The 19,170-nt window shown below is 38.1% G+C and carries 17 protein-coding genes; 14 read left to right on the plus strand and 3 right to left on the minus strand.

The window, feature by feature from the left end; all coding sequences use genetic code 11:
• The first annotated feature begins 6 nt into the window (after positions 1-6).
• The 5 genes from flgL (at position 7) to fliD (ending at position 6,510) form a co-directional block, all read left to right on the plus strand.
• The gene (gene flgL, locus B6A32_RS04845) at positions 7-1,212 is read left to right on the plus strand and encodes a flagellar hook-associated protein FlgL (RefSeq protein ID WP_085301621.1); all 1,206 of its coding nucleotides are present in this window, start codon (positions 7-9) and stop codon (positions 1,210-1,212) included.
• A gap of 289 nt (positions 1,213-1,501) precedes the next feature.
• A complete protein-coding gene (locus tag B6A32_RS04850) occupies positions 1,502-2,680 on the plus strand; it encodes a flagellin (RefSeq protein WP_085301622.1) in 1,179 nt (392 codons plus the stop codon).
• A 529-nt stretch (positions 2,681-3,209) separates the two neighbouring features.
• Complete coding sequence (locus B6A32_RS04855) at positions 3,210-4,385, plus strand: flagellin (RefSeq protein WP_085301623.1); 1,176 nt, start codon at positions 3,210-3,212, stop codon at positions 4,383-4,385.
• A 164-nt stretch (positions 4,386-4,549) separates the two neighbouring features.
• Positions 4,550-4,978, plus strand: a complete 429-nt coding sequence (locus B6A32_RS04860) for a flagellar protein FlaG (protein ID WP_085301624.1) — start codon at positions 4,550-4,552, stop codon at positions 4,976-4,978.
• Between the two features lie 107 nt (positions 4,979-5,085).
• On the plus strand, positions 5,086-6,510 hold the full coding sequence (gene fliD, locus B6A32_RS04865) for a flagellar filament capping protein FliD (protein WP_085301625.1): 1,425 nt from the start codon (positions 5,086-5,088) through the stop codon (positions 6,508-6,510).
• Between the two features lie 193 nt (positions 6,511-6,703).
• Here the strand turns inward: fliD and B6A32_RS04870 are convergent, their stop codons facing one another.
• From B6A32_RS04870 to B6A32_RS04880, 3 genes are all read right to left on the minus strand, one after another.
• On the minus strand, positions 6,704-7,072 hold the full coding sequence (locus B6A32_RS04870; RefSeq protein WP_085301626.1) for a hypothetical protein: 369 nt from the start codon (positions 7,070-7,072) through the stop codon (positions 6,704-6,706).
• A complete protein-coding gene (fliS, locus tag B6A32_RS04875; protein WP_085301627.1) occupies positions 7,072-7,470 on the minus strand; it encodes a flagellar export chaperone FliS in 399 nt (132 codons plus the stop codon). The genes B6A32_RS04870 and fliS overlap by 1 nt, the downstream gene beginning before the upstream one ends.
• 72 nt (positions 7,471-7,542) lie before the next feature.
• Complete coding sequence (locus B6A32_RS04880; RefSeq protein ID WP_085301628.1) at positions 7,543-7,827, minus strand: hypothetical protein; 285 nt, start codon at positions 7,825-7,827, stop codon at positions 7,543-7,545.
• Between the two features lie 537 nt (positions 7,828-8,364).
• Here B6A32_RS04880 and B6A32_RS04885 point away from each other — a divergent pair.
• From B6A32_RS04885 to fliJ, 9 genes are all read left to right on the plus strand, one after another.
• Positions 8,365-9,846 (plus strand): sigma-54 interaction domain-containing protein, encoded by a 1,482-nt coding sequence (locus B6A32_RS04885; RefSeq protein ID WP_085301629.1) that lies wholly within the window; start codon positions 8,365-8,367, stop codon positions 9,844-9,846.
• Positions 9,847-10,275: 429 nt separating this feature from the next.
• Positions 10,276-11,484 (plus strand): sensor histidine kinase, encoded by a 1,209-nt coding sequence (locus tag B6A32_RS04890; RefSeq protein ID WP_085301630.1) that lies wholly within the window; start codon positions 10,276-10,278, stop codon positions 11,482-11,484.
• Positions 11,471-12,811, plus strand: coding sequence for a sigma-54-dependent transcriptional regulator (locus tag B6A32_RS04895; protein WP_085301631.1), 1,341 nt, complete (start codon positions 11,471-11,473; stop codon positions 12,809-12,811). Before B6A32_RS04890 ends, B6A32_RS04895 begins: the two co-directional genes overlap by 14 nt.
• 249 nt (positions 12,812-13,060) lie before the next feature.
• A complete protein-coding gene (gene fliE / locus B6A32_RS04900) occupies positions 13,061-13,405 on the plus strand; it encodes a flagellar hook-basal body complex protein FliE (protein ID WP_085301632.1) in 345 nt (114 codons plus the stop codon).
• A gap of 45 nt (positions 13,406-13,450) precedes the next feature.
• Positions 13,451-15,175, plus strand: a complete 1,725-nt coding sequence (gene fliF / locus B6A32_RS04905) for a flagellar basal-body MS-ring/collar protein FliF (protein ID WP_085301633.1) — start codon at positions 13,451-13,453, stop codon at positions 15,173-15,175.
• Positions 15,168-16,220, plus strand: a complete 1,053-nt coding sequence (gene fliG / locus B6A32_RS04910) for a flagellar motor switch protein FliG (protein ID WP_085301634.1) — start codon at positions 15,168-15,170, stop codon at positions 16,218-16,220. The genes fliF and fliG overlap by 8 nt, the downstream gene beginning before the upstream one ends.
• A gap of 24 nt (positions 16,221-16,244) precedes the next feature.
• Positions 16,245-17,039 (plus strand): flagellar assembly protein FliH, encoded by a 795-nt coding sequence (gene fliH, locus B6A32_RS04915; protein WP_085301635.1) that lies wholly within the window; start codon positions 16,245-16,247, stop codon positions 17,037-17,039.
• 194 nt (positions 17,040-17,233) lie between these two features.
• Entirely contained in the window at positions 17,234-18,598 is a 1,365-nt protein-coding gene (gene fliI, locus B6A32_RS04920; protein ID WP_085301636.1) for a flagellar protein export ATPase FliI, read from the plus strand.
• Positions 18,599-18,616: 18 nt separating this feature from the next.
• Positions 18,617-19,051, plus strand: a complete 435-nt coding sequence (fliJ, locus tag B6A32_RS04925) for a flagellar export protein FliJ (RefSeq protein ID WP_085301637.1) — start codon at positions 18,617-18,619, stop codon at positions 19,049-19,051.
• Positions 19,052-19,170: the final 119 nt, after the last annotated feature.

A 19,170-nucleotide genomic window follows, 5' to 3' on the forward strand; every position in this document is an offset into this window, starting at 1 on the left:
GTTATTATGCGTGTTTCTACAGCACAGTTTTATAATCAAAGCGGCATGCGAATGTCTAATCAACAAAGTAGCGTTAATGACCAAATGAGCAACCTTTCGTCTGGCAAGCGAGTTGAAACTGCGAAAGACGACGCCATGGCATATAGCACGTTAGCGGGATATAAAAATGATTTAGCCAATATTGAAAAGTACCAACGAAACATAACTCAAGTTGAAAATCACAATAGTTTAATCGATACCTCGTTAGCAAATGCTGAAGGTATTATGAATGAACTAAAAGATTTAATGATACAAGCCAACAATGGCGTGTATTCAGCCGATGATCTTGCATCAATCGACCAACAGGCGAGTCAAAGTTTGCAACAAATTCTTGACATTGCGAACACTAAAGATGAAACCGGTGGTTACGTTTTTGCGGGTTATCAAATTGACGATGCCCCTTTTGTTTTACAAACAGATAACTCGGTTGATTATCGTGGTGACAATGGTGTTAGAGAATTACAAATAGCAAAAAATGTCTCAATGGCGAGTAATCAAAGTGGTGAGCATGTTTTTCAAAAAGTGCCTAATGCTATTGGTGACTTTTCAGCGACATACAATACGAATAACTCAGGTATAGGTGTTGAACGCGCGGTAGTCGCCGATGCAAGTGTTTATGATAGCACTGCTAACCCAGCCAACTTTACTTTTGAGTTTATTTCGGCAACTGAGCTCACTATTACCGATGGCGCCTCTAACGTTACTTCTATTACCGGCTACACACCAGGGCAAACCATTGCCTTTAACGGTATAGAAGTAAAGCTAAACGGCAATCCATTGCCGGGTGATAAATTCACATTAAAACCTGAGCAAGATATAAGTGTTTTTGACAATATTAAATCAGCTATAGATTGGATTGCTAATAAAGCAAGCGCTGGCGATGACCCACAAGTACAGGTTGATTTTAATCAAATTATTGAGCAATTAAGCGACTCAATGAACTACTTAACGTCGCGTCGAGCAGAGTCAGGTATTAATTTACAAGTTATAGATCGTCAAAAAAGTAATCATTTAGATACTGAACTCTATTTGTCGTCAGGTCGTTCGTCTATTGAAGATTTAGATTTTGCCAAGGCAATATCTGTATTTGAACAGTCGCAAGTCGCGCTACAAGCCGCACAGCAAACCTTTACTCAGGTACAGGGGTTAAATTTATTTAATTATATTCGATAAAAATTTGTGTTTTTTCTGTTTATATTGAGGATATATATCGAGTTGGTTAATTTTGGTACAGATGTTGCTTTTATCTAATCAGTAAAACTTAAAATTGGCGTTATAAGGGGTAATCCTTAATCGCAAAACTGGCTGTTAAGGCCAATGAAGTCCAAATACATTGCATTAGTTGTTTTAGTAATAAATTCGCAATTAAAGGTATGGGCTGAAATAAACAGTGTTGGAAGTTTGAATAAATCAACTAACGCAAAACAATGTAAAAGATAAATTAAATTTCTAGGAGTCTATCATGGCCTTATCAGTAGTAACTAACACGTCATCATTGAATGCTCAACGTAACTTAACTAAGTCTGGTAATGGTTTAGCAGTTTCAATGGAACGTTTATCATCAGGTATGCGTATTAATAGTGCTAAAGATGATGCGGCAGGTTTGCAAATATCAAATCGCTTAACCTCGCAAATTAACGGTTTAGGTGTTGCTCAACGTAACGCGAACGACGGTATTTCAATGGCACAAACTGCTGAAGGTGCTATGCAAGCCTCAACAGAAATATTGCAACGTATGCGTGATTTAGCATTGCAAGCGGCGAATGGGTCAAACTCAGCAGTCGACCGTGAATCACTGCAAAAAGAAGTTTCAGCATTGCAAACAGAACTAACTAGGATTGCCGATACAACTAAGTTTGGTGATCAAACCTTGCTTGATGGGACCTTCGGTACAAAAAGTTTCCAGGTTGGTGCTAATGCTAATGAAATAATTGATATGACCTTATCAAGTATTAAAGCATCTGACTTAGGAGCTGTATCTGGGCAAAGTTTAGCTATTACTGGTTTTGATAATACTGTTGTTGGTGCTACAACTGAGACTTTATCTTTTGCTGTTACAACAGCGTCTGGTACCAATACTGTTACTTTTGATATTGCTGTAGGGCAAGGTACTGACGATTTAATTGATGCAGTAAACGATAACGTAGGCGCTTTAGGTATTCGTGCTATCACAGATGGTTCAGGCTCAATTACTTTTTCATCAACTAATGAAGTAACTGCAGTTACTGCAAGTAGTAGTGTTGCAGGCGATGCTGGCATTTTTAATACTACTCCTGGTGCAGGTACATTAGGTGGTGCGGACACAGCAACAGGTGGTACAGCTGTAAATGCCATTAATGTTAGTGGTGCAACTGGCGCTGGCGCCCAATCTGCACTTGAGTCAATTGATGCTGCATTAAAACAAATTGATGAACAACGAGCTGACTTGGGTGCACTTCAAAACCGATTTGGTTATACCATTAGTAACCTTGCTAACATTCAAGAAAATGTTTCAGCATCGCGTAGCCGCATTCAAGATACTGACTTTGCGGTAGAAACCGCTAATTTAACCAAAAACCAAATACTACAACAAGCAGGCACATCAATTTTAGCGCAGGCTAACCAAATACCTCAAGCAGCAATTAGTCTACTTGGTGGTTAATATATTTAGCTCACTACTAAGCCATTACTTTTAAGTAATGGCTTTTTTGTTTTTAAATGTAAAAATGAAGTGTTTTTTCCATGACACGAAATTAAATCAGTCTTGATGGCATTAACTTTATTTAAAAATTTTAAACTAATTAAACTTTCTACGAAGAACTAAAATACTAATTTGATAGTCTAATGGAAAGTACTAATAGAAAGTACTAATGCCAATTGAGGGCTTTGTCTAATAAAACGAAATGACAGTTCTTTATATCTATACATATTGTTTTTAACCATTTTAATTTACCTTGCCACCTAATTTCGCTTAAATCAGTATAATTTAAGGTTAGTTTGAGGCTAGCTTAAGTTATTGATGTAAAATGTTTTTTTTGTTTTATTTTGACCTTTTTTAGATTTTTTCATAAAAAGATTAAAGTAATATTATGGTCTGCCGTTAAAGTAATTAGCACGGGGCCTAATCAATAAAATTAACGCTCCGAAGTTTAAAATTAACAATATATTATTTTGTACTTAGGAGTTCTATCATGGCTTTATCAGTAATTACTAACACTTCATCATTGAATGCACAACGTAACTTGTCTAACTCAAGTAATAACTTAGCTACTTCAATGGAACGTTTATCATCAGGTATGCGCATTAACAGTGCTAAAGATGATGCGGCTGGTCTACAAATTTCGAACCGTTTAACATCACAAATTAATGGTTTAGGTGTTGCTCAACGTAATGCTAACGACGGTATTTCAATGGCGCAAACTGCTGAAGGTGCAATGCAAGCATCTACAGACATTTTACAACGTATGCGTGATTTAGCACTACAAGCGGCTAACGGTTCAAACTCAGCAGCCGATCGTGATGCATTGCAAAAAGAAGTGACCTCATTAAACACAGAATTAACACGAATTGCGGATACTACTAGCTTTGGTGACCAAAAATTATTAGATGGTACTTTTACCGCTAAAAGTTTCCAAGTTGGTGCTAACGCTAATGAAACAATCGATTTGAGTTTATCAAGTATTAAAGCGACTGATTTAGGTACTGTATCTGGTCAAAGTCTTACTCTAGCGAGTTTTGATAATACTGTTGTAGGTGCTGCTGCTGAAACACTAACCTTTGAAGTTGCAACTGCATCGGGTACTAGCTCGGTATCTTTCGACATTGGTGTTGGTCAAGGTACAGATGACTTAATTGATGCAGTAAATGAGAATGTAGGTGGTTTAGGTGTTCGTGCTATTTCTGATGGTTCAGGTTCAATTACTTTTACCTCAACAAATGAAGTAACAGCTGTTACTGCAAGTAGTAGTGTTGCAGGCGATGCCGGTATTTTTCTTACTGCTGGTAGCACAGGCACTCTAGGCGGCGCAGACACTGCGACTGGTGGTACATCTGTAAATTCAATTAACATTAGTGGCTCAGATGGTACTGGGGCACAAACTGCACTTGCTTCAATCGATGCAGCTTTAAAGCAAATTGATGAGCAACGTTCAGACTTGGGTGCGCTTCAGAACAGATTTGGCTACACGATTAGTAACCTTGCTAACATCCAAGAAAATGTTTCAGCGTCACGTAGTCGTATACAAGATACTGACTTTGCAGTAGAAACAGCTAACTTGACTAAAAACCAAATATTGCAACAAGCAGGTACGTCAATATTGTCACAAGCTAACCAGTTACCACAAGCCGCATTAAGCTTGTTAGGTTAAGCCTCTAAGTGACACTAACATAAGTACTATGTTAGTAGCATAAACTAAGGAAGGGGCATAATACCTCTTCCTTTTTGTGTTTTTATAGTTAATGAAGTTTGCACCTTAAACAGTATTGATAATCGTAATTAAATTAATGCTTTAAGGTGATAAGGGAGTCAAATATGATTTTAGCTAACACCACCGATAGTAGTATTAATGCCAATAATTCATCAACAGTTGAATTAGTTAATGGCAATACTGAACGTACAACTTCAGAAAATAAAAGTGTTGATAACTTGCAAAAAAATGCCACAACTATAGGCACTTCCATTGCAGAAGAACAAAAATCCGTGAGTACCAGTGAAACGAATAAAGCGGAGAAAATGACATCTGAACAATTAAATAAAGTGGCGCAGCAATTGCAAGATTTTATGGGTGAAATGAACAGAAGTTTAGAGTTTATTGTCGATGAAGATTCAGGTCGAGATGTTATTAAAGTACTAGACAAGGACACTGGCGATTTAATTAAGCAGTATCCGTCAGAAGAAGTTTTGTCTATTATCTCAAAACTATCGAATGCTTCAGGTAGTTTAATTGATACAGAAATTTAGTCTCTATTAAAATATAAACTAAAACATAAATTTAAACGTAGATTAAAAGTGGTTATTTATTAGGTATACTGTTAACTAGCGCTTACAGCAACATATTTGGTGAAATTATGGTAGATATAGCATTTACAGGTATAGGTTCAGGTCTTCAGGTAACTGAGATTGTTGATGCGATTGTTGGCGCTGAACGTGCGCCATTTGAAAATCGACTAGTTACTAGACAAGCAGCAATAACAACTGATATTTCTGCTGTTGGCTCTTTAAAAGGCGCCCTAGAAGCTGTTGCTGACTCTATTGAAAATTTAGCCAGCGCAGATAAATATCAACAACGAGTTACCAGTGGCTCTGATAATTTTATTTCACTCAGTAGTAATAAAAATGCTGAAGTTGGTAGCTATTCAATTAATGTAGATAAAATCGCCACCTCTCATAAATTAGTTTCAGATGCATTTGTAAGTAGTGAAGCTGTCGGCGAAGGGGTTATGACTTTTACGTCAGGTAGCGAGAGCTTTGATATTAGTGTATCGGATACTGCCACGCTTAATGACATTCGTAACTCGATAAACGACAGTATTGAAAATACATCTATTTCAGCCACAATTATTACTGACGATAATGGTCAACATCTTGTTTTAACAAGTAAAGAAACAGGCCTTGCGAATGAAATAAGGGTATCTGTTGCTGAAGTAGCCCAGCCGGGCGATCTATTTGGTCCTAATAATACAGACAAAGTTGGCCTGTCGCGTTTAGCTTACGACACGGGTGCGTTAAACTTATCTGAGATACGTGAAGCAGAAGATGCCCAAATAACTATTGATGGTACGTTAGTTGTTAGTAGTAGTACTAATGAATTTGTCGATGCTATTGATGGAATAACCATTACTGCTACGCAGGTACATGACGTGGATGATGCGCCAAGCATTGCTACCACGAGTGAAAATAATAGTAATATAAAGCTAGGTTTAGAAGAGTTCGTCAATAGTTATAATGCGCTGGTTGACCTGAGCAAACAGCTCGGTCAGTCTGGCGAAAGTGCGGCAGGCCCACTAGCTGGTGACTCGCTTTTACGTGGTGTTATGAGTAAACTACGTCAAGAATTAAGTAGCTCTTTTTCAAGTGTAGGTGGTGAAAGCTTAACCTTAAACCAGTTAGGAGTGCGCTCAGATCGCTATGGTAAATTTGAACTAGATACTGATGATTTAGACGAACAAATAGCATTAAATGTTGATGCAGTGCAAAACTTTTTTGTAGGTACAGATGAAGTTCCAGGTTTTGCCGCCTCGCTTAAAACACTCACTGAATTTTACACAGAATCTGACGGTATTATTCAAGGGCGAATAGACAGTAAAAACAGTCAACTTTCAAAACTAGATGATGAAAGAGAAGCTTTTACCAGAAGAATAGATGCTTTAGAAGCTCGGCTTTATTCGCAGTATAACGCGATGGATTTATTGGTTGCGAATTTAAATGCGACTAGCAGTTACTTGCAGCAGCAGCTTGATAACTTACCAAGTGTAGTTAGAGAGTCTAACTAAGTAAAAAATTAAAGCCACTGAGTCACCCTATAATAATGGCGACTTAATAAAAAATCGTTTTAACGCTTAAGTTAAAACGATTTTTTTATTTTAGCCGAATGGCTTTTACTATATGAATAGTTTTAAGCTTTATTTGGTTTTAACTTCTTGTGCAGACAATCGGGGGGGATTAAAATTGGGTAAGTAATAAGTGCTATAGTTTTTGGTATAAATTGATAGCTTTTCTGTTTTTCTTTAGCTGTAAAATTTCTGATTTTGCTGAACGTTGAGTACTATTTACTTTGTTAACAAGTTGGTTGTCGAGGTTGGCTAATGTTTGAAGTTTTAGCGCATGTAATTGCAACTCTTCAGCAGTAAAACTTTCAAATAACTGATATATACTTTTTTCTCTTTGAGCGATTAAACTCAACAAGTTTGCTGTTTCAGGTGATGTTTCATCCGCTGTGTTATTTAATGCTAATTTGGCACTTTCATCTTCAATACCTGAGGTATCTAAAAGCGTTAACAGCAGTTCAGATACTTCAATAACTTCGTCTATAATTTCAACTGCGGATAACGCCACTAAAAGCTTACCTTGTCTTGATTATCAAGTGGAATATTATCCCAACCTGACTTAATTGGAATTAATATTTGTGCTATTTCATTAAGTTTATCAATGTCGTTATCTATACTAGCTGCCAGTAATTGCTCTGAGCAATAAAGATAGATAGAGGCTAAGTTATTAGATATTTCGCCACCTTGTTTAAAATCAAGCGAAGACTCTAGTACGCCAATAATAGCAATAGCGTTTGATAGTTCAGCACCTTTTTTTGCGTAATCTTTTTGGGCAATAGCACCTTTGGCAGTAGCAATGTTATCAAGCAATTTTTGAAATAACAGCGCAACTAGCTGATAAGGCGAAGCTTCTTGAGCACTACTTTTATTTACTTGTTGATATTTTTTTAATGACGCATGAGTCATAGATATCTCCAGTATTAATACAATAACGTTATTATACTAAAATACACTAAATTTGAAATTACAGACGATAAATTATACTAATGCTTGATTGTTAATAGTAACGGCAAAGCCTTCATTTTTAGCTTTTGCGTATGCACTTTGTAACACTTGGTGCTCAATCACATTTGGATCGTCAATTATGCCGTTATTAGTCACTTCAATATTGTCCCAGCCACGTGTAACCAGGTAATCTTCTATTTGTGTTAACTGATCTTCTAATGGCATATTTAATGAGAACATATTGAATTCATATCTGTCGCCTTTGTTTAAGTGATCAGTTGCTTTCATCAACTCGGCTGTACCGTTAATAATTAACATAGCGTAATCCTATTTTATTTAGCTTTTACTATAAGTATGCGTTTAAAGGTTAATTTAAACATAGTATTTTTGATAAGCGTATTTCATGCCAGTTTTAATTTTAGTTCAATAACTATAAGTAGTTTGTTGAAATATATACATTTACTCTTTATCTCATGTTGAATCTTAAATCAATATTCATACTATTTAGACTTACTTGATTAAGTTGTTATTTTTTTGACGTTATTAAAAACATGATTTGTTTTATCCTCACTTAAAAAGTTTAACGCACTATTGGTATTTATCGCCTATATCCGTTTATATCGGCAAGTGGTAATATTTCTTGAACTGACAATAAAATGACACAACAGTGTCAATTTATTGTTGATTAATAGCACCAGCAAGTTAATAATAAAGAAATATGATATAAATCAATACTTGTCAGGGCGCGTTGTAGTTATTTATTAAGCGTTACTTATCAGGACTCTTTTTAAAGATATTTTTTAATCTAGCTTTAAAGAATAATAGTCACGACCTAACATTAGCTAAGGGCATAACATGCAAGGGCAAAAACATATTCTAGTTGTCGATAACGACGCTGCCAGACGCCATCAAATAGAAACTGTTTTAGCTTTTGTTGGTGAGCACTTTTATATTTTTTCAGAAGATGAAGTTGATCAACACTTAGCAGACTTAACTAATGTACTAACTGTTATTTTATGTGGTGATATTACTGAAAAGCTACAAGAAATTATTAAATCACACCCAACATTTCCGTTTATTTATCATGATATTTTCGATAAAAAGCAGCTCAATGGTTACGTCAATGTTATTGGCGAACTCACTACGCCACTGAATTATGCCCAATTAACAGAGCTTATACACCATAGTCACCAATACCATAATAACTTACCATCTAAACGTGGTGTAAATGGTCCTAGCTCACTATTTCGTTCGTTAGTGGGTACTAGTGAACCTATGCAACAAGTGCGATTTTTAATTGAACAAGTAGCGAGTACCGCGGCTAATGTGCTTATTTTAGGAGAGTCAGGCACCGGTAAAGAAGTTGTTGCACGAAATATTCATAATTTATCAGATCGAAGCAAAGGGCCGTTTGTACCGGTAAACTGTGGCGCAATACCTGCTGAATTATTAGAAAGTGAGTTGTTCGGACACGAAAAAGGCGCCTTTACGGGGGCTATTTCTACGCGAAAAGGGCGCTTTGAAATGGCTGAAGGCGGCACGTTATTTCTTGATGAAATTGGTGATATGCCACAACCAATGCAAGTAAAATTATTACGTGTATTACAAGAAAGAACCTTTGAGCGCGTTGGCGGTGCTAAAAGTATAAAAGCCAATGTGCGTATTGTTGCCGCGACGCATCAACACCTTGAAGACATGATTAAAACGAACGATTTTCGTGAAGACTTATACTACAGGTTAAATGTTTTTCCCATTGAAACACCGGCGCTAAGAGAGCGCAAAGAAGATATTCCTTTATTGCTAAAAGAACTTATCTCAAGGTTTTCAGACGAACAAGGACATTCGGTTCGCTTTACTGACAAAGCTATTGAATCGCTGCAAGAACACCCTTGGGCAGGTAATGTTCGTGAACTGTCTAACTTAATTGAGCGTATGATTATTATGTACGGCGAACAAGTGGTTAACGTTGGCGAGTTACCGCTTAAGTATCGCCATTTAGATGTTGAAGATTATCAACCTGAGTATCCAGAAGAGTTACAAGAGCGCGAAGCAATTAATGAATTATTTGCAGGTTTTGACTATGATGACGACGAAGATGATGAGAATGATGAAACTAATGTTGAAGAAGTTGGGCTAAGCAATGGAAATACTGTTGATGTGCTGCCAACTGATGGCCTAAATTTAAAAGACTATTTAGCAGATTTAGAAGTATCATTAATCGTACAAGCATTAGATAAAAATGATTGGGTTGTTGCTCGTTCTGCCGAACTCTTAGATATGCGCCGTACTACGCTAGTTGAAAAAATGCGTAAATATAACCTTCAAAAATCGAGCTAATTATTAATATTCGATAATCGAGTTATGCCATGTGTGTAATGTTACGAATTTGATAGAATCTTTGTCTGTCGACTTTGAGTAATTATAAACAGTAATTATAAGTAACAAATTATTAGCAGTAATCATGTTCAAGTTAGTAAACGCCATTGTTTTTTAATCATTCAATGGCGTTTTTTATTCCTTATATTGCAATAACCCCCCCGATTAACACTGTATACTGGCTGTAATTTCATCATGTTTATCTGCCTTTTTTTAAACTTGTTAACCTTGTTTTAGAAACGTATTGCTCAGGCTTTCTCGCTTTCAGCCATTTTATTGACAGCAGTTTTTATTGGTATGATTCTTCTTAGTTGTTGAAAAATAACAACTTAATTGGTTGGCATAATTCATGCTTTATTCGAGTGTACTTCTTTACTTGGGTAAAATATTATGGCACTAGCCTTTTCGACATCGACCAACACTTCATCAGCCAATACTGTGCTGAACCGTGTATTTACTTCTTTTGAGAATGTGAATGTTAAACGCGAGCAATCAACTCGATTAGAAAATGAAAGTTACCCTGGTGAATTGGCGTTTTTACGTCAGCAGAACAAGCAACTACAGCATGTTATTGATGTTATGCCAACCGGGATGATAATGCTCGATGGTAACGGTATTGTTGTAAAAATGAACGATACCGCCCAACGCTTGCTCGACGAACCTATTCTAGGTCAAGCATGGTTTGACGTGATCAAACGCTCTTTTAAACCTAGAGCCGATGATTGGCATGAAGTTTCTTTAAACGACGGTCGTCGAGTTAAGTTAGAGATCACCGCTTTAGGAGACCAACCTGGGCAGCTGATCATGATCACCGATTTAACCGAAACGCGATTATTACAAGATAAGCTAGGTCAACTGCAACGTCTTTCCTCTTTAGGCCGAATGGTGTCTAAATTAGCGCATCAAATTCGCACACCTTTATCGGCAGCAATGTTATACGGCGCAAATTTGAGTAACAAAAAACTTAACGACGATGCAAAAAGCAATTTTCAAGAAAAACTTATGTTGCGATTACACGATTTAGAGCAGCAAGTTAACGACATGTTGTTGTTTGCAAAAAGCGGCAGCAAAGCAGTAGTAGAACCGGTTAATATTAATGAACTTATTGAACAAGCCAAACAAGCTATTGAACCGCAAATTAATCAAGCTGGCGCCAAAGTTAATGTAAATTTATGCAAGTCTAGCTGCGAAATTTTAGGCAATGTTAGTGCGTTGTCAGGTGCAATACAAAACTTAATTCACAACAGTTTATCGGTTATCAAAGAAACTGCTGTTATTGATATTAGTACTTATTGTCATAATGAATTTGCTTATATTAGCGTTAAAGACAACGGCCCCGGTATTAGTGAAGAGCTATCCGATAAAATATTCGAACCTTTTTATACCTCAAGAAGTCAAGGCACTGGTCTTGGTTTAGCAGTCGTTAAATCGGTTACTAATGCTCATCAAGGCGAAGTTAGCTTGATCAGTAAACCTGGCGAAGGGGCACATTTTTGTATCAAAATACCTTTGCTAGTAGGGGATAGTAAACCTTCAAAAACCTCGGAAAATAACCAAACAACATTTATGTCTAAGGAGCTTAGTAATGACCACAAGTAAAATTATGGTAGTTGAAGACGATGCTGGACTTAGAGAAGCACTGGTGGATACTTTGCTACTAGCAGGTTACCAATGTGTAGCTGTTGACTCTGGTGAAGACGCCCTAATAAAACTGAAGTCGCATGCCGTTGATCTCGTTGTTAGCGATGTTCAAATGGGCGGCATGTCAGGGCTATCATTATTAAAAAGTATCCGTAATAGTTATCCTAAATTGCCGGTATTAATCATGACCGCTTATGGCACCATTGACGATGCCGTACAAGCAATGCAAGATGGCGCTTGTAACTATATGGCTAAACCTTTTGCACCAGAAGTTTTACTTAATATGGTAAGTCAATATGTACCATTGCAAGTAAATGACGGATTCGATCCGGTTGTGGCTGATACTCAAAGCGTTGAATTACTTAGGTTAGCGAAAAAAGTAGCCAATACAGAAGCCTCTGTTATGGTGCTTGGTCCTAGTGGCTCAGGTAAAGAAGTGTTAGCACAATATATTCATAAATCTTCTGCGCGCAACCAAGCGCCTTTTGTCGCGATAAATTGTGCGGCAATTCCAGAGAATATGCTTGAAGCAACGCTATTTGGTTATGAAAAAGGTGCATTTACTGGCGCTATTCAGGCAAGTCCTGGTAAGTTTGAACAAGCTCAAGGTGGTACCATTTTACTTGATGAAATCACCGAAATGGATTTAGGCCTACAAGCAAAAATTCTTCGAGTATTACAAGAGCGTGAAGTTGAACGTATTGGCGGTCGTAAAACCATTAATTTAGATGTTAGGGTAATCGCTACGAGTAACCGTGACTTAAAAGATGCGGTAAAAGAGGGCGTATTTAGAGAAGATTTATATTACCGACTTAATGTATTCCCATTAACCTGGTTACCGTTGAATGAACGTCGAGATGATATTTTACCGCTAGCGACGCATTTAATTTCACGTATTTGTCAAAAAGATGGCAATGTAATCCCAGAGTTTACCCCAGCAGCACGTAGTAAATTATTGGCTTATACTTGGCCTGGAAATGTGCGAGAGCTAGACAATGTTATTCAACGTGCACTTATTTTGCAAAGCGACCGTTGTATCGATGTTAATGATTTACTGATTGATAACTTTGAAACACCGCAAGTACAAAGTGAAGAAGCAAGTGTAGAGAAAGCCGACAAACTGGGCAGCGAGCTAAAATTGCAAGAACATCAAATAATTTTAGATACTTTGCATGCTTGTAGAGGCAGTCGCAAAGATGTTGCCGAACGCTTAGGTATTAGCCCACGTACGTTACGTTATAAAATTGCGCGTATGCGTGATAGTGGTATTCAGATCCCAGCTTAATTTTGTGTAGTTATCGACATCTTGTTGATAAATTTGCAGTTAAAATTTTAAAAACGACGAGTTCATCGTCGTTTTTTTGTTTTTAATTTTTAACGTTTCTCATTGATTTTTAAGTTCTTTATTCTATTTTTTAGGCACTTGTAACGCTTAGGTTAACTCTCGTTTCTTTGAATTATATAGCTTGGCACTATGCTTGCTTTAATCATAGTTAATAGTAAGTAACAAGAAATTGACGCAAGCGAGATAGCCATGGATATCAAAACTAATTCTTTATACGCCCAGATGCAAAGCATGTCGATGGAAGCAATGGGAAATCGCCTTCCTATTGGTGAAGAAAATGGTATGGGCACACCGCCGGTTAGTAAGGCAGGTGGCGACTTTGGTAGCTTGTTAAAAGACGCAATAAATAATGTAAATGAACTACAACAAGATGTTGGTGCCAAGCGTACAGCGTTTGAAATGGGTGATCGCAGTGTTACCTTGGCCGATACTATGATTGCCGCATCAAAAGCAGGTATTGCTTTCGATGCTACCGTTCAAGTAAGAAATAAGTTTGTCGAAGCTTATAAAGAAATTATGAGCATGCCGGTTTAGCTCCAATAGCTAAAAATAAAAAGATATTTAAGCGGAGATAACTCAGTGGCCGATACAACAGACAATACAAATTTAATGTTAGCCGATGGTAGCAATGACTTAGTAGCTAATGACAGCGGAAATGACTCTGTTGGAGAGCAAAAGTCAGGCTTAGCTGCTGCTATGGGGAATGTTGACTTTCTTCGTCAAATTACTATTGTTATTGCACTGGCTATTTGTTTCGCCATTGCCATTTTTGTCATCATGTTGGCTAATCAGCCTGAATATCGCTTTTTAACTAAGTTGCCAACCGAGCAATTAATTAAAACCATGGACTTTCTTGACAGTAATAAAGTGGAATACCGTCAAGAAAACAACACCATATCGGTTGAAAGCGAAGAATATCAAAATGTTAAACTTATGCTTGCGCGTGAAGGCTTAACTGATGCGCCATCGCAAGGCAGTGAAATTCTCATGCAAGATATGGGGTTCGGGGTTAGTCAGCGCCTTGAAACAGAACGTTTAAAGCACTCAAGAGAGCAGCAACTTGCGCGTACCATTGAAGAATTAAAATCTATTTCACGTGCTCGCGTTTTATTAGCTATTCCGCGAGAAAACGTTTTTGCAAAACGCGAAAAAAATCCTTCAGCGACTGTTGTGCTAACTTTACGCCGTGGTCGCCTATTATCTGAAGAAGAAGTAGATGCCGTAGTTGATATTGTCGCTTCAGCTGTTCAAAATCTTGATCCAAATCGCGTAACTGTTACTGATCAAAACGGTAGATTATTAAATTCTGGTTCACAAGACTCTGTTTCATCCCGTTCTCGAAAAGAATTTGAAATTGAGCAAAAGCGTGAATCAGAATACATGGAAAAAATTGATTCAATTTTAATTCCTGTGGTAGGCCTTGGTAACTACACCGCACAAGTTGATGTTGCGATGGACTTTACGAATACCGAAGAAACGCAACGTCGTTACAATTCAGACTTACCAGCACTTCGCAGTGAAATGAAAGTAGAAGATAGTACAATTGGCGGCATGCTTGGTGGCATTCCTGGTGCGTTATCAAATCAGCCTCCACTCGATAGTAATATTCCAGAAAATGCTACAGGGACAGGTCAACAAACGAGTATGCCGGGCCGTAAACATTCTGAGTCAACTCGCAATTATGAGTTAGACGAAGCCATAAGTTACACTAAGCAGCAAACGGGCATTATCCATCGTATTAGTGTTTCTGTTGCTTTAGATTATATACCGGGTGTTAATGCAGAAGGTGAAGCGATGCCAACACCACGCTCTGTACAAGAAATAGCAAATATACGTCGAGTACTGCAAGGTAGCATTGGCTTTAATTTACAACGTGGTGACACATTAGACGTGGTAACGTTACCATTTTCTCGCCCTGACGTTGTTGTTGTTGAAACCGTACCGTTATGGAAAGATCCAACGATATATAAATATGCTAAATTACTTGGCGCGGTTATATTAATTTCAATACTGTTTTTTGCCGTTGTACGCCCTATGTTAAAACGTTTGATTCACCCAGAGCAAACTCCGAATGATTACGGTGATAAATCACTTGATAGTCATATCGATTTAGGTGATGAAACCATGGATATGCTTACCGCCGAGTTTGATGCCGGCGCAGTTGGCTTCGCCCCTGACGGTAGTTTACAATTACCTGATTTACATCGCGATGAAGACGTATTAAAAGCCGTAAGGGCATTAGTGGCAAATGAGCCAGAACTATCATCGCAAGTAGTTAAAAGTTGGTTGAACGAAGATGAGTGATGAAAATCAAGAATTAGCAACACAGCAGCCGTCTGGATTTGACGTCAATAAACTTGATGGTGGCGAAAAAGCCGCAATTTTATTATTGAGCCTGTCAGAAGAAGATGCTGCACAAATACTAAAACACTTAGAGCCTAAGCAAGTGCAAAAAGTGGGTATGATCATGGCCGGCATGGAAGATTTTTCTCAACAAAAAATCACTGCTGTACATAAATTATTTATTAACGAAATTCAAAACTTCTCTACTATTGGTTTCCAAAGTGAAGAGTTTGTTCGAAAAGCGTTAACTGCCGCATTAGGTGAAGATAAAGCCGGTAACCTTATCGACCAAATCGTTATGGGCGGTGGTGCTAAGGGCTTAGACTCTTTAAAATGGATGGACTCGAAACAAGTTGCCAACATTATTCGCAATGAACATCCTCAAATACAAACCATTGTTTTATCTTATTTAGACCCTGAACAATCTGCAGAAATAATGACCCAATTTGCAGATAAAGTGCGCCTAGATCTTATGATGCGTATCGCCAATTTAGAAGAAGTTCAGCCGGCGGCATTACAAGAGTTAAACGAGATCATGGAGAAACAATTTGCTGGTCAAGCGGGTGCACAAGCAGCGAAAATGGGCGGCTTAAAAGCAGCAGCCGACATTATGAACTACCTAGATACTAACGTTGAAGGTATCTTAATGGACTCAATTCGTGAGCATGACGAAGAAATGAGTCAGCAAATTCAAGACTTAATGTTTGTCTTTGAAAACCTTGCAGATGTTGACGACAGAGGCATTCAAGCTATATTAAGAGAAGTCCAGCAAGACGCATTAATGAAAGCGATTAAAGGTGCAGACGAAGCCTTAAGAGAAAAAATAATGTCGAACATGTCTAAACGTGCTGCTGAAATGTTGGCTGACGATCTTGAGGCCATGGGGCCCGTGCGCATAAGTGAAGTAGAAGCTGCGCAAAAAGAAATCTTGGCGGTTGCTCGTCGATTATCTGATTCAGGTGAAATTATGCTTGGCGGCGGTGGTGGTGGCGATGAATTCTTATAATATAGCCTCAATGAGAAATAGATAATGTCGACGAAGCCAACGCCAAAACCTGATAAGCAAGAAGATAAAAAATCAGCCCAAGTTGATACTTGGGCTGTTCCAAATGTGCAATCAGACATAGAAGAACCTCAAGGGCAGACTAATGCTTTAGGAAAATCACGCAATTGGCGTTATGAACCACCAGAAGAAACCAATGTTGCTGAGCCAGAACCTCTAACAGCACAAGACATAGAAGACATTCGCCAGGCGGCATTTGATGAAGGTTTCTCTCAAGGCAAAGCCGATGGTTTTGCTAAAGGCTTTGAAGAAGGTAAAATAAGTGGTCACGAAGAAGGGCTAAGCACTGGCCACAAAGAAGGTGTATCGCAAGGTCTAGCTGAAGGTAAAGAGACAAATGATCAGCAAGTTGCAGCCATGCAAGCGCTAATCGAACAATTGCACCAGCCTTTGCTTAACGTAGAAAAAAACGTTGAAGCGCAACTATTACAATTGGTAGTACAACTTACACAAGCTGTAACTAAACATGAAGCTAAAACCAATCCTGATATACTTTTATCTGCCATTGCAGAAGGTATTAAAGCCTTGCCAGGGCAAGAGTCTCAAACACAAATTTTATTGCACCCACAAGACATTAAATTGGTCGAGCAACAATTCGGCGCAAGTCATATCAAAGAGCAAGGTTGGCGTTTACTTGCTGCTCCACAGTTAAGTCCTGGCAGTTGCCAAATTGAAAATAGTACTTCAAATATTGACCTCAGTGTTAAATCACGTTTAAACGAAGTGTTGGAATCTTTTTTGCAAGAAGCATTACATCAATAATTTTTGCTTTTGAACGTCAAGTTTTTAACGATATAGGTATTTTAAGCAAAGTAAAAACGCATAAACTGTCATTAATATCGTAGTAACACTCACTATAGCGCAATGAGTAATTATTCTTTTCGTTTCAAAAAAGCAGAGTAAATATAACAAAATTGCAAGTCGCATCGTTAAATCACCTAAAAGCGTAAACATCCATGGTTGACATAAATCGCATAACAGAACGTTTAAAAAGCTGTGAAAAACTTATACATCCGCAAAGTGTTTCTGTGGCTGGGCGTTTAGTACGTGTAGTAGGGTTAACGTTAGAAGCGGTTGGCGTGAAAGCACCCGTAGGTAGCCAATGTTTAGTTGAAACTTCTCAAGGTGATCTTATTGCTGAAATAGTTGGCTTCTCGCAAGACACCACCTTTTTAATGCCAGAACAAAGTTTACAAGGCGTATTGCCTGGCGCGCGTGTTGTGCCGTTATCAACTAAAGCGCGATTACCCCTTTCTATGGACTTACTCGGGCGTGTTGTTGATGGCGTGGGTAAACCGCTTGATGGTAAAGGCCCATTAAAAGCGTCAGAAAATTATCAATACGACAGCAAACCTATTAATCCACTTTCAAGACGAGCCATTAGCGAACCTCTCGATGTTGGCGTACGCTCAATTAATAGTTTTCTTACCGTTGGTGTAGGACAACGTATGGGTTTATTTGCTGGCTCAGGTGTCGGTAAAAGTGTGCTATTAGGCATGATGACTCGTGGAACAAGTGCTGACGTTATTGTTGTTGGACTTATTGGTGAACGTGGTCGAGAAGTAAAAGAGTTTATTGAAGAAATTTTAGGTGAAGAAGGACGATCGCGCTCTGTGGTGGTTGCTGCTCCTGCCGATAATTCACCATTAATGCGTTTAAAAGGCTGTGAAACTGCGGTACAGATTAGTGAATATTTTCGTGATCAAGGCTTAAATGTTTTATTATTAATTGACTCACTCACCCGATATGCACAAGCTCAACGTGAAATTGCCTTAGCAGTAGGCGAGCCACCAGCTACCAAAGGTTACCCACCTTCAGTGTTCTCTAAGTTACCACAATTGGTTGAACGTGCTGGTAATGGTGGTGATGGGCAAGGCTCTATTAGTGCTTTTTTTACTGTATTAACCGAAGGTGATGACTTACAAGACCCTATTGCTGATGCCGCTCGCGCCATTTTAGATGGTCATATTGTGCTATCACGAAAATTAGCCGATGCTGGGCATTACCCTGCGGTTGATATTGAAGGTTCAATCAGCCGTGTTATGCCAATGGTAACGAGTGCAGAACATCAACAATTGGCGAGACAATTACGCCAAGTCTACGCGCTGTACCAAGAAAACAAAGATCTAATTTCTATTGGCGCTTATAGCCGAGGGACTGATCCAAGAATCGATCAAGCAATAGACTTACAGCCGGTGATTCAATTTTTCTTACAACAAAAAATGCTTGAAATTATTCCGTATGATCAAAGTTTAACTCAGCTGCAAGAAGTATTAGCTGCGGCACAGGCTCATGCTCAACAAAACCAACCTGCACAATAAAGTTAAGGTCATAACATCATGAAACAGTTAAATACCTTATATAAATTCGAACTCGAAAAAGAGCAAAAAGCCTCGCAAGCATTACAAGCAGCTGAGCTTGACTATCAACAAAACCAAGATCGCTTGAAAAACGTTAGCGATTATCGTTTAGAGTATATGCGTCGACTTAATCAGCGTTCATTAGAAGGAATAGACAGCGCGACGTATAGTCACTTTCATGCCTTTATTGCTAAATTAGATAATGCTGCTCAGCAAGTTAAAATCGCAGTGCATCAAGCTAAAGCATTAGTCGAGACTAGAAAAAAACAATGGTTAGAGCAGCGCCGTAAAATACAAGCGGTTGAGTTATTACGAGATAAAAAACTCGCCATTTTAGCGCTTGCCGCCAATAAGCAAGAGCAAAAAATGTTTGATGAAATTGCTACTCAGCAATATGTTCGTCGCAATAGATAAAATTAATTCCCTCACCGCCAGCTGGTATATATTTTAACACTTGCTTTCTCCAGATATGAAAAATATTACAGACCAGAAAAACTAAGTCATTCAAATCGAGCTAAACTCATCTAAGCCAA

It is taken from the genome of Colwellia polaris (assembly GCF_002104515.1).
Classification (GTDB): Bacteria; Pseudomonadota; Gammaproteobacteria; order Enterobacterales; family Alteromonadaceae; genus Cognaticolwellia; species Cognaticolwellia polaris.

Coding starts and splice junctions, on each gene's coding strand:
- B6A32_RS04885 (WP_085301629.1), top strand. CDS start 8,365: ATGCAAGGGCAAAAACATATTCTAGTTGTCGATAACGACGCTGCCAGA.
- fliI (WP_085301636.1), top strand. CDS start 17,234: ATGGTTGACATAAATCGCATAACAGAACGTTTAAAAAGCTGTGAAAAA.
- fliD (WP_085301625.1), top strand. CDS start 5,086: ATGGTAGATATAGCATTTACAGGTATAGGTTCAGGTCTTCAGGTAACT.
- fliJ (WP_085301637.1), top strand. CDS start 18,617: ATGAAACAGTTAAATACCTTATATAAATTCGAACTCGAAAAAGAGCAA.
- B6A32_RS04880 (WP_085301628.1), bottom strand. CDS start 7,827: ATGTTAATTATTAACGGTACAGCCGAGTTGATGAAAGCAACTGATCAC.
- B6A32_RS04895 (WP_085301631.1), top strand. CDS start 11,471: ATGACCACAAGTAAAATTATGGTAGTTGAAGACGATGCTGGACTTAGA.
- fliH (WP_085301635.1), top strand. CDS start 16,245: ATGTCGACGAAGCCAACGCCAAAACCTGATAAGCAAGAAGATAAAAAA.
- fliE (WP_085301632.1), top strand. CDS start 13,061: ATGGATATCAAAACTAATTCTTTATACGCCCAGATGCAAAGCATGTCG.
- fliG (WP_085301634.1), top strand. CDS start 15,168: ATGAGTGATGAAAATCAAGAATTAGCAACACAGCAGCCGTCTGGATTT.
- fliS (WP_085301627.1), bottom strand. CDS start 7,470: ATGACTCATGCGTCATTAAAAAAATATCAACAAGTAAATAAAAGTAGT.
- B6A32_RS04850 (WP_085301622.1), top strand. CDS start 1,502: ATGGCCTTATCAGTAGTAACTAACACGTCATCATTGAATGCTCAACGT.
- B6A32_RS04855 (WP_085301623.1), top strand. CDS start 3,210: ATGGCTTTATCAGTAATTACTAACACTTCATCATTGAATGCACAACGT.
- flgL (WP_085301621.1), top strand. CDS start 7: ATGCGTGTTTCTACAGCACAGTTTTATAATCAAAGCGGCATGCGAATG.
- B6A32_RS04860 (WP_085301624.1), top strand. CDS start 4,550: ATGATTTTAGCTAACACCACCGATAGTAGTATTAATGCCAATAATTCA.
- B6A32_RS04890 (WP_085301630.1), top strand. CDS start 10,276: ATGGCACTAGCCTTTTCGACATCGACCAACACTTCATCAGCCAATACT.